Annotated in this window: 9 protein-coding genes; 5 read left to right on the forward strand and 4 right to left on the reverse strand. The window is 34.6% G+C overall.

Annotated features, from left to right (window positions below; all coding sequences use genetic code 11):
• Nucleotides 1-164: 164 nt before the first annotated feature.
• Together pyrE and rph are read right to left on the reverse strand one after the other, a co-directional pair.
• Nucleotides 165-812 carry an orotate phosphoribosyltransferase gene (gene pyrE, locus J3U35_RS02420; protein WP_267352167.1) on the reverse strand — a complete coding sequence of 216 codons (648 nt, stop codon included), beginning with the start codon at nt 810-812 and terminating at the stop codon, nt 165-167.
• A gap of 13 nt (nt 813-825) precedes the next feature.
• On the reverse strand, nt 826-1,542 hold the full coding sequence (gene rph, locus J3U35_RS02425) for a ribonuclease PH (RefSeq protein WP_220215281.1): 717 nt from the start codon (nt 1,540-1,542) through the stop codon (nt 826-828).
• 158 nt (nt 1,543-1,700) lie between these two features.
• Between rph and J3U35_RS02430 the strand changes: the two genes are divergently transcribed.
• The 3 genes from J3U35_RS02430 (at nt 1,701) to J3U35_RS02440 (ending at nt 6,956) form a co-directional block, all read left to right on the forward strand.
• Nucleotides 1,701-2,567, forward strand: coding sequence for a YicC/YloC family endoribonuclease (locus tag J3U35_RS02430; RefSeq protein ID WP_267352166.1), 867 nt, complete (start codon nt 1,701-1,703; stop codon nt 2,565-2,567).
• Between the two features lie 280 nt (nt 2,568-2,847).
• A complete protein-coding gene (locus J3U35_RS02435) occupies nt 2,848-3,741 on the forward strand; it encodes a hypothetical protein (RefSeq protein WP_267359316.1) in 894 nt (297 codons plus the stop codon).
• A gap of 599 nt (nt 3,742-4,340) precedes the next feature.
• On the forward strand, nt 4,341-6,956 hold the full coding sequence (locus tag J3U35_RS02440) for an autotransporter outer membrane beta-barrel domain-containing protein (RefSeq protein ID WP_267359317.1): 2,616 nt from the start codon (nt 4,341-4,343) through the stop codon (nt 6,954-6,956).
• A gap of 137 nt (nt 6,957-7,093) precedes the next feature.
• On the opposite strand, the gene J3U35_RS02445 is transcribed toward J3U35_RS02440, so the two are convergent.
• Entirely contained in the window at nt 7,094-8,485 is a 1,392-nt protein-coding gene (locus J3U35_RS02445) for an MATE family efflux transporter (RefSeq protein ID WP_267349680.1), read from the reverse strand.
• A 363-nt stretch (nt 8,486-8,848) separates the two neighbouring features.
• Between J3U35_RS02445 and yejK the strand changes: the two genes are divergently transcribed.
• Entirely contained in the window at nt 8,849-9,853 is a 1,005-nt protein-coding gene (gene yejK, locus J3U35_RS02450) for a nucleoid-associated protein YejK (protein WP_267359319.1), read from the forward strand.
• Nucleotides 9,854-9,896: 43 nt separating this feature from the next.
• Entirely contained in the window at nt 9,897-10,745 is an 849-nt protein-coding gene (gene nfo / locus J3U35_RS02455; protein ID WP_267359321.1) for a deoxyribonuclease IV, read from the forward strand.
• Here the strand turns inward: nfo and J3U35_RS02460 are convergent.
• Nucleotides 10,742-10,959: hypothetical protein (locus tag J3U35_RS02460; RefSeq protein ID WP_267359322.1), on the reverse strand; the 218-nt coding region annotated here is incomplete at its 5' end. The two genes, nfo and J3U35_RS02460, sit on opposite strands and share 4 nt — an antisense overlap.

The following is a 10,959-nucleotide window of genomic DNA, read 5'->3' on the forward strand; positions in this document are numbered from 1 at the left end:
TTATAAAAATACTTGTTGAATTGCTAATAAAAGGCTAAATAAATCTAATCTAGATTATAGATAAAAAGCAGATTAAATGTCTAAAAAATGTATGGGATTGTAAAAAGATGTAAAAGCGTTTTTCAACGCTTTTATTTCATTAGCTGATTGTGTAAGAGTTTACTTTAGTTTATACCATATTGCTCACGATAAGCTTCAACTAGTTTTACTTGATCTTGTCTGGTTGGATCTTGATAAAGATATTGGATCAAATCATCAAGTGTAATAATTGAAATCACTTCGCAATGATAAGTTTGTTTAATTTCTTGAATTGCAGAAAGATCGGCACGACCTTTTTCTTGTCGGTCTAAGCAAATTAATACGCCAGCTAATTTTGATTTATTATCTTCCAATATTTGCATCGATTCACGTATTGCGGTTCCGGCAGTAATAACATCGTCAACCAGCATAACACGTTGCTCATAAATCGAACTGCCGACTAAATTGCCTCCTTCACCATGATCTTTTGCCTCTTTACGATTAAAGCAGTAAGGAACATCAACGTTGTGATGTTCAGATAATGCAACGACAGTTGATGATACAATCGGAATCCCCTTATAAGCAGGACCAAAAATTACGTCATATTCGAGCTTGGCATCTAATAAAGCAGCAGCGTAAAAGCGACCTAAAAGCGCTAAATCTTTACCGGTGTTAAACAAACCCGCATTAAAAAAATAAGGACTTTTTCGACCTGATTTTAAGGTGAATTCGCCAAATTTCAATGCTTGCCGATTTAAAGCAAATTCAATAAATTCACTTTTGTATGATTTCATCGATCCTCTCCAATTAATCTTTTAAGGCCTGTCTTTGTGCATCAATAATTGTTGCAATGCCATTTTTGGCTAATTCTAATAATTTTAATAATTCGTCATGACTAAAAGGTTCACCTTCGGCAGTTCCTTGAACTTCAATAATTCGTCCGTCATCAGTCATTACTACATTCATATCAGTTTCAGCATTAGAATCTTCAATATATTCTAAATCACATACAGGTTGACCATCGACAATACCGACAGACACCGCTGCGACCAATGATTTAATCGGATTTTGTTTAACTTTACCTTCGGCAATCATTTTATTTATCGCATCATTTAGCGCTACACACGCGCCAGTAATTGAAGCTGTTCTTGTACCACCGTCAGCTTGAATGACATCGCAGTCTAAGGTAATGGTATATTCGCCTAAAAGTTTAAGATCTATCATTGCTCTTAATGAACGAGCAATTAATCGTTGAATTTCCATTGTGCGACCTGTTTGTTTACCTTTTGCCGCTTCCCGTTGCGTTCTTGAATTAGTCGCACGAGGCAACATACCATATTCAGCCGTGACCCAACCTTGATTTTGACCTTTTAAAAAACGGGGTACGCTTTCATCGACAGTTGCATTACACAGTACTTTTGTTTCACCGAACTCTACTAATACAGAACCTTCTGCATGCTTAGTGTAATGACGGGTAATTTTGATAGGGCGGACTTGTTCCGCAGATCGACCTGACGGGCGCATGCATTTCTCCAGCAGTTATATTTAAAAAATTATTTGAATTTACCATTTAGGAGGACATCAACAAGAAAAGGTTGATGTTTAGCCTAAGCTAAGAGCGCATTATACAGAATTTGTGATACAATGCCCAGCAAGTTTTTTACTAAATTTAGGAAGCCATTATGATTTCCAGTATGACCGCTTATGCCAGAAAAGAAGTAAATCAACCATGGGGGACCGCTTCTTGGGAGCTTCGTTCGGTCAACCAACGTTATTTAGAAACTTACATCCGTTTGCCTGAACAGTTTCGCTCACTTGAGCCTATTATTCGTGAACGGCTTCGTCATCGTTTAACGCGGGGTAAAATTGAATGCCATTTGCGTTTTGAATTGGATCCTGCTGCTCAACATCAAGAATTATCTTTAAACCAAGATCTAGCTAAACAAATTTTAAATGCAGCTAATTGGATTCAGTCAGAGCACAAATCCGGCGAAGTCAATCCTATCGATGTTTTACGTTGGCCAGGTGTATTATCAGCTAAAGAGCAAAATTTAGATACCATATCGCAAGAACTTTTAGCAATATTAGATTCGACAATTGATGAATTTATTACTGTACGTGAACGTGAAGGTAAAGCATTAGGTGAGCTTATCATCCAACGGCTCGAAGGGATAACGGAACAAGTTGAAAAGATTCGTCAGTGGATGCCACAGATTTTAGAATGGCAAAAAGAGCGTCTACAAACTAAATTAGCTGAAGCCAATATCGAATTAGATAGCTCAAGGTTTGAACAAGAAATTGTCATGATGGCTCAACGTATTGATGTTGCTGAAGAGCTTGATCGTCTAATGACACACGTTAAAGAAACTTATGCAATTTTGAAGAAAAATGAAGCCGTTGGACGTCGACTTGATTTTATGATGCAAGAATTCAACCGTGAATCGAATACCATTGCTTCAAAATCTATTAATGCCGATGTCACGGCTAGTGCCATTGAATTAAAAGTTTTAATAGAACAAATTCGAGAACAAGTACAAAATATCGAATAATTTTATTAATTAGATATAACAACGTAATTCTTCTCAATATCAATTGATTTTATTATCAAAATATTGAGAAGTTAATGAATTTAAAAATAGCTCGATTTCAACATTTAAAAAAATCCCTTTTTCTTTCCTTTTACTCATACTAAAATACGCCGCTCTCAAAAAAGCTTTGATATGTTTTATGAAAATAATGACGGTTTCACTTGCTGTCAATAATATAAATTATCTAATTTTTCTATTGAAATAATCAAAGTAGATTTATCTATAAATATAAGGAAAAATAATGAACACCTCAACTGAACACTATCAATTTTCAAATAAATTCAATCTGGGCTCTACGATTGTTTTAACTTTGCTGGGTATTTTTGTGGCTATTTTACTTGGCGTTGTATATGCCATAATCTCTCATTTTTCTCCATTAATTCTTATTGATATCGGTCTTATTGTGGGGATGTGTTATGTGATAATCATGTTGCAATCTAATTTATCTCAATTAGCGAAGATCCGTAATGTCAAAATCAATATATTAATGACTTTTTTAATCTGCTTGTTTGCCTATTATTCAAATTTGGTTACTTTTGAAGTTTTGTTATTTGACACTCATTATTTGTCCAATTGGATTTCACTGTTTTTATCGCCTATTGATACTATAACTTTATTAATAGATGATATCATTCCTTATCGTGAAATCACGATTACTAAAGGTAGCTCATCAAAAGGTTCAATTTCAGGGATGTTATTAGCTGGCGTTTATCTGATTGAATTCTTAGTCTTCTTTTACCCAATTTTAACAGCTTTATTCTTAGAAGATGCCTTTTGTGAAGATTGCCAAACTTGGTACAAAAAATATTTTTTCCATTCTTTGTCTAGTGAAGAATTAGAAAACAATATTAATAATAGTCGTGTAGGTAATTATGCCGATGCATTAGCCAATGTAGAACTTCAAAAAGATATTCGGGATTTGCTCGTTAAAAAGACTGACGATAAAATGTCAATGCTAAATTATGAATATTGCCAATGTCCAAAATGTCAGCAAAAAAGTATTTTAACCATTACGAAAAAAATGTTAAAACAAACGGATAAAGGGCCTGAAGTTGAAGGTGTGAATGATGGAATACTTGTCAATCAAGCTTATCTTGATCACCAAACAGATCAACTTTTTTCAACAAAAATCTAGCATCACAACGATTAACTATTCTCTTTTAAAATCAGGTACTCTTAAGAGTGCCTGAAAACCCAGATTTTAGCTGAAGTCTATTTCCTCAACTCAGTACATCGAAAATGTTATCTTCCCAATGTTAAATCTAAAAAAATAATGTTGTTATAAAAATCGTTTAATAAATAGCGCTGTAAATGTTAAAAAAATTTAATAAATATCATAGAGAAAAAATAAAATAATGGCTTACCATTGAAATTTTATTAAAAATTTATTTGCGTTGTCTATGTCAGCTAGCCAAGTTATCAACCGTTATAAATTGAGAAGTTTGGTGTGCAAAATAGGTCCAATGTTTATCACTTTTTAAGCGAAAATTAGATTAGCGGTTTTTACGTTTATCTGAAAATTATCTCATCAAAACTTTTCATTGTTTTTTCATTGAATTAATTAATATTTAATAAACAAAAACAATAGATTAAATAATGCTTACAATATTTATAAGAAATTTTCGATCGATTGAATATTGATTGATCATTTAATCCGATCAATAATATTTTTACATAACTTTCTAAAAGACTAGTGGTTATGTTTAATATCGTAAAATCAAGGAAATTTAATAAATGAATAAAATCTACAAAGTTTTAAAAAATAGACAAGGAATAAGCTTGGCAGTATCGGAACTAGCCAAAGGCAAAACAAAATCTTCAGTAAGTAAAATTGCAGCAGCCATCATGATTACAGCTGCGATGTCTGAAAGTGCATTAGCTGCACCAATTCATATTAATTCGAATGAAACAATTAAAGGTAATGGTACTGGCACAATTCAAAGTGGTCAAATAACCAATGAGGAATATTCATTAGGGTCAGGGACAAATGGAAAAGGACGTCTAACGATTAGTGATGGCGGTACGCTATCGTTAGCAAGAATTTTAGTTGGTCGAGGCGCAGGAAATTCAGGTGAATTAATTCTTGATAATGGACATCTTATTAATGCTCAGGGTGTTGCATACTTTGGTTTCCAAGGTGGTGATGCGAATGTATTAATCACAAATGGTGGTACTTTCACTAATACTGCTTGGGCTTCGCCAAGTATAGGAAGTGAAGCTGGTTCTAATACCACCCTAACAGTGAAAGGTAAAGGAAGCGCATTCATTCAAAAATCGAAAATTCAAGTATTTGTTGGCGCTAATGGTAATGCCAAAGTTGATGTCATAGAGGGCGGCTTATTTGATGCAAAAAATACGCTATTGCTTGGATTTGCAAATGGTACTGCAATTTTTAATGTTATAGGTAAGGATTCAACATTAAATGCGGCCACTATGCGTATAGGGCCAGAAAAAAATGTAAATACGGGTCATGCTGAGCTAAATATTTTAAATGGTGCTAAAGCCAATATTGGTGATACAGTCAACGGTACTTTAGTTGTTAGAAATGGCGGTAAAGTATTTGTTGATGGAACTGATTCTGCATTGAATGTGGTTAAGGATATATCAATTGGTAATAAAAGTGAAATCACGGTTTCTAATGATGCCAAAATAAACACAACTAAAAACGCTAATGGTGAAAATGATGGTATAACCATCAATGAGGGCGGTAAATTAAATATTGGTGGTAAACCAAATGAAGCGCCACAAAAAGCGGGAGCAATTGATGTGCCGGTTATCCATTTTGCAAATCAAGATCCATCATTACCAGCGGGTGAACTTAATTTCAATCATACTAATAATGATTATCAAGTAGGATGGGATATTGATAGCAAAGCAAATGGAAAAGGCAATGTCAATGTAATCTCTGGTGATAACTTTATTAGTGGTAAACATACTTATGAAGGAAACACCAATATAACTGGTGGTTCTTGGAACGCGAAAGCCGAGAATGTCTTTAGCGAAAAATCTAACTATAACGTTGATAAGAAAGGTTCACTTAATTTAGAAGATCATAACCAAACAATTGGCAATTTAGTCAATGGTGGAACTATCGATTTAGGTAAAGACTCAGCAAATACAGTATTAACTGTCAATGGTGATTACCGTGGTGAAGATGGCAAACTGAATATGTATGTGGATACAGAAAAAGGTGAGTCAGATAAACTTGTCGTAAAAGGTAATACGTCAGGAAAAACCAATATTGATATAACTGAAATCGGCCGAGGAAATTCAGAACGCGGTAAAATCAATCTAGTTGATGTTGTCGGTCAAGATGATGCTATCTGGAATATCATTGAGAAAAAAGATAGTGAATTTGACTATACAATTGGACGTGATGAAAATGGCAAATTAGTCATTGAATATACCAACGCATTTTCAAATGTTTATAAATCACCGATAGTAGCATCAGTATTTGGTAACCAATTAGCGGCATTAAATATGTTCCGTCATAGTGCTCACGACCGTGATACCTCAATTTATGTACCGGATTCAAATGTTTGGATGCGTTATAGCTATGACCGAACTCAGACTGATATGTTTAATGGTAGACAATCAATAGACATGAAGACATCAGTGATTGAAATGGGTGTGGATGTATTATCTTTAGACCAATTTAAAGTAGGGGTTTATGGTGGATACGGTCACAGCTCAATAGACACTCAACAAAAACACAGTAAACGTAACGGTGATGGCAGTGTTAGTGGTTATAACTTAGGGGTTTACGGTAACTGGAATGCACAAACCAATGGTGAAGGGCTTTATGTCGATACTTGGGCACAATATAGCTGGTTCAAACATAAAACTTCAGTTCATTTATCAAATTCAAGAAACTATTCAAGCAAATATAATGGGAACGCATTAAGTTTATCTGCTGAAGTTGGTTATGGATTAATTGTCCTTGAAGGCGATGAGAAAAACTGGTTACTTGAGCCACATGCTCAAATTGGTTATACCTGGTTAGACAGTGATAAGTTTAATTTAGGTCGTGCAGGTAAAGTTGACAACATTAATGCAGATGGTGCGCAATTACGCCTAGGTGCACGTTACTATGGTCAAAGCACAAAATCGGGTTACGGCGTGTTACCATTTATTGAAGCAAACTGGCTATATGATTCATCTTCACCAGAAGCGAAAGTAAAAGGAAAACATGTTGACTCAAATCAAGGTAAAAACTACGCAGAGTTTAAAGTCGGTGTGAGTGGAAGCATGACAAAATCACTAAGTGCTTATGCTCAACTTGATACTCGATTTGGCTCAGATAAATATTCACGAATTGGTGGACAACTAGGTTTAAATTATTCATTCTAATAATAGTAATATCTTACTAAATACAAAGCAGTACAATTAAGTACTGCTTTTTTTATAGATAATTATTAATAACATCAAAAACGATACAATTGTATGGCTTAATCTAACCTAATAACCGATTCTAAACAGCTGAAAAATTATTCATTTAGTTTTGATGAACAATCTCGATTTTTAATGGATTTAAAATAACAATAGAGCACAATATAGGCCGTTCCTGTCGATAGCAGATCTGCTGTTGGCGATGCTGCCCAAACACCATCAAAACCAAAGAATAGCGGTAAAATATATAACGCAGGTAATAAAATTAAAATCTGCCTTGAAAGACTTAATAGGATCGAAATTTTTGCCATGCCAATACATTGGAAAAAGCTTGTTGTCACCATTTGGAATCCAACAAAAGCAAACGAAAGTGTCGTATAGCGAAGCGCTATAGCTGATAAAGAAACCAAATCCTGTTCAGAACTAAAAGCACGAACAAGTGTATCGGGAATAAAAAATCCCAGTATAAATCCAATTGATGTGACCACCGTTGCAACCTTAACCGCATAAAAAAACGTTGCTTTAACTCGTGCGTAATTTTTAGAACCATAATTGTAACCAATTATAGGTTGCATGCCTTGATTAATACCGATGACTATCATAATAATTAAGGTAATAAGTCGATTTGCATTTGAGTAAGCTGCGATAGCATCATCGCTCGATTCATGGGCTAATGGTGCATAGTGATTAAGTTGCCAGTTGATAAACACAACCACAACGGAAGCGGCAATTTGCATAGCAAAAGGTGACATCCCGATGGATAGGATCGCTTTGACAATTTTTAAATTAAGTCTGAAATTGCGTAGATACAATTTAATATTGCTGTTTTTACTAATAAAATGCTGCATGACAAACAGAAAACTTATCAACATAGATAGTGTGGTTGCCAGAGCAGCCCCTCGCATACCCCAACCCAAACCAATAATAAAGATTGGCGCTAAAATTATATTAGCAATAACGCTGACAAACATCGTTACCATCGCTTTAAACGGATAACCACTTGCACGCATCATATTATTATAGTTAAACGTCAATGTCAGGAAGATACTGCCAGGTAAAAAGACTTCTAAAAATTCTCTGGCATAAGTGTGATTAACGGGACTTGACCCCACAAACCGTAATACGGGATCAACAAAAAAAAGCAATAATGACAATGTTAAACCACTTAATAGCGCAGTTAACATAAACGAGGTACCGGCAACTTTTTCTGCCTGATCATTTTCGCCTCGCCCTAAAAAAATTGATATTCGGCTAGCAGAACCTATTCCAACTAACATACCTATTCCTGCCGCAAAATTCATGACTGGCAAAATAAGCCCAGCGGCGCTGAGTGCTTCACGTCCAATCCAATGACCGATAAAAATACCATCAATAATGTTATATAACGTATTAACAATTGTTCCTATTACCGCAGGCAATGCATATTGCCAAAATAATGAACTGATTTTTTTATTTCTGAAATCATTATAAATATCTTTGGAGTGAGCCATAGTTATTCTTACCACAATAAGGTTTTTTAAAAGTTATTTGTTTACAATATAGTTTAATATATTATTTAAAGTCAGTAATGTTTGCTAGTTGAATTAGCAAAATTCGTTACTTTGACGATTTATCAAACCAACATTTAAAATTAATATTCAATTAATACCAGTAAATTTTTTTAAGAAAGCGAGTCATCGTCATCTATTGTAGCTTTAAATGGTAAGAAAGCTTAAGTAGATAAGATGTTATTGCCGATTTTGGAATGTTTATCTCATATAAGTCAAACAGGTTTTCATTTGTTGATAGCACTTTTTCAGTGCTTTGGTAAAATATATCATAATTTAATACTGCGATCCAAATAGGAATCCCTAATGAGTGTACAAATAGAAAAAGTTATCTTGCATAAATTAATTAGAAAAAGCGATACTGAAATTGAACTACAATTGCGTGACTCGATGTTAAGTAATCAACAAGCTGTGGTTAATTTAATTGAAGATATAAACCGTATTTATAATAATAAAAGTAAAGCATATGGTCTGTTCAACGAAGAAAGTTTATTTGAACAATCCCTTAAAGAATTACGGCTTGGTAACCAAGATTTTTTACATTTTAGTCAAGAATCTACCAAACAGTTACGCAATGAACTGGCTAAATATCCTTTTGCTGAAGGTGGCACAGTCGTTTTTTGTCACTATCGTTATTTAGCCGTAGAGTATCTGATCATTGCGGTTTTAAATAGTTGTTCGAGTATGTTAGTCAATGAACAACTTGATATATCTGAAACACAATATTTAGATATTGATCATGCTGATATTATCGCTCGAATTGATATCACTGAATGGGAAACCGATGCAGATTCTAAACGTTACTTAACCTTTTTAAAAGGAAGAGTAGGGCGTAAAGTATCAGACTTTTTTATGGATTACTTAGGTGCAAGTGAAGGGTTAGATGCCAAAGCACAGAATAAAACTTTAGTGAAAGCGGTTGATGATTATTGTCAGGAAATGCAATTTGATAAACAAGACAAAGTTCACGCACGTGAAAATGTTTACAATTATTGCCAAGCTCAATTGCAAGCCGGTGAAGAAATTGAGCTTAAAAATCTGGCTAATGAATTACCAACTCATGGCGATAACAATTTTATGGAATTTGTTAAAAACAGTGATTACGACTTGGAAGAAACGTTTCCGGTTGATCGTAGTGCTTTGCGCCAACTTAAAAAATTCTCAGGAAGTGGAGGGGGATTAACATTAAGTTTTGATTCCGATCTCCTCGGAGAACGAATTAAATGGGATCCGCAAACCGATTCATTAGTGATAAAAGGTGTGCCACCTAACTTACGTGATCAGTTGCAACGCAATAGTGGTTCAAACTAATTATACACTCCCTTTTTTAACACAATTATCAGGATTCAAAAGTATGAAATATGTTGGCGCGCATGTCAGCGCTTCTGGTGGGGTCGATAACGCCCCAATCAATGCTTATCAAATTGGCGCAACTGCTTTTGCGTTATTTACCAAAAATCAACGTCAATGGCATGCAAAGCCACTTGAAAGCGCTATGATCGATAGCTTTAAAAAGCGCTGTGAAAAATACGGCTTTACTAGTAAACAGATATTGCCACATGATAGTTATCTTATCAATTTAGGTCATCCGGATAGTGAACAACTTGAAAAATCACGCACCGCCTTTTTAGATGAAATGCAGCGCTGTGAGCAACTCGGATTAACGTTACTTAATTTCCACCCGGGTAGTCATTTAAAACAGATATCAGTTGATGAATGCCTTAGCCGTATTGCTCAATCCATTAATATTACGTTAGATAAAACTAACAATGTGGTTGCTGTAATTGAAAATACCGCAGGTCAAGGCTCTAATTTAGGTTATAAATTTGAACATTTGGCACAAATCATTGATCAAGTGGAAGATAAAAGTCGCGTTGGTGTCTGTATTGATACTTGTCACGCCTTTGCTGCCGGTTATGATTTACGTACTGAAAAAGCCTGTCAAGAAACGTTCGCCGAATTTGAAAAAATTGTTGGTTTTAAATATTTACGAGGCATGCATTTAAACGATGCCAAAAGTGAACTTGCCAGCCATGTTGACCGCCATAATAGTTTAGGAAAAGGGAACATTGGTGAAACGGCTTTTAAATATATTATGCAAGATCCAAGAATTGATGAAATCCCGCTGATTCTCGAAACTATCGATCCGGATATTTGGTCACAAGAAATTGCATGGCTAAAAGCACAGAGTAAAGAAAATTAAATTAAAAAATACCAATGGGGAGAGCAACTATTTAAAGATTTACCTTTAATGGTATTTTGCTTTGAATAGTTCGCATTTAGCTGTGAAGACTTCGATTTTATTTCCCTTACAATGACGAAATAACACCAAAGGGGATAATCGTCATTAAATGGGACTTTCAAGACATTATCTGGTTGGAATTTAAACAAAGTACATTGGTATTTGAAAGAATTAC

The sequence above is a fragment of the Gilliamella sp. B2717 genome (assembly GCF_026536675.1).
GTDB classification, from domain to species: domain Bacteria; phylum Pseudomonadota; class Gammaproteobacteria; order Enterobacterales; family Orbaceae; genus Gilliamella; species Gilliamella apicola_I.

Excerpts from the sequence above, each read along its gene's own strand:
- J3U35_RS02435 (WP_267359316.1), top strand. The coding sequence starts at position 2,848 with ATGAACACCTCAACTGAACACTATCAATTTTCAAATAAATTCAATCTG.
- rph (WP_220215281.1), bottom strand. The coding sequence starts at position 1,542 with ATGCGCCCGTCAGGTCGATCTGCGGAACAAGTCCGCCCTATCAAAATT.
- J3U35_RS02445 (WP_267349680.1), bottom strand. The coding sequence starts at position 8,485 with ATGGCTCACTCCAAAGATATTTATAATGATTTCAGAAATAAAAAAATC.
- pyrE (WP_267352167.1), bottom strand. The coding sequence starts at position 812 with ATGAAATCATACAAAAGTGAATTTATTGAATTTGCTTTAAATCGGCAA.
- J3U35_RS02430 (WP_267352166.1), top strand. The coding sequence starts at position 1,701 with ATGATTTCCAGTATGACCGCTTATGCCAGAAAAGAAGTAAATCAACCA.
- yejK (WP_267359319.1), top strand. The coding sequence starts at position 8,849 with ATGAGTGTACAAATAGAAAAAGTTATCTTGCATAAATTAATTAGAAAA.
- J3U35_RS02440 (WP_267359317.1), top strand. The coding sequence starts at position 4,341 with ATGAATAAAATCTACAAAGTTTTAAAAAATAGACAAGGAATAAGCTTG.
- nfo (WP_267359321.1), top strand. The coding sequence starts at position 9,897 with ATGAAATATGTTGGCGCGCATGTCAGCGCTTCTGGTGGGGTCGATAAC.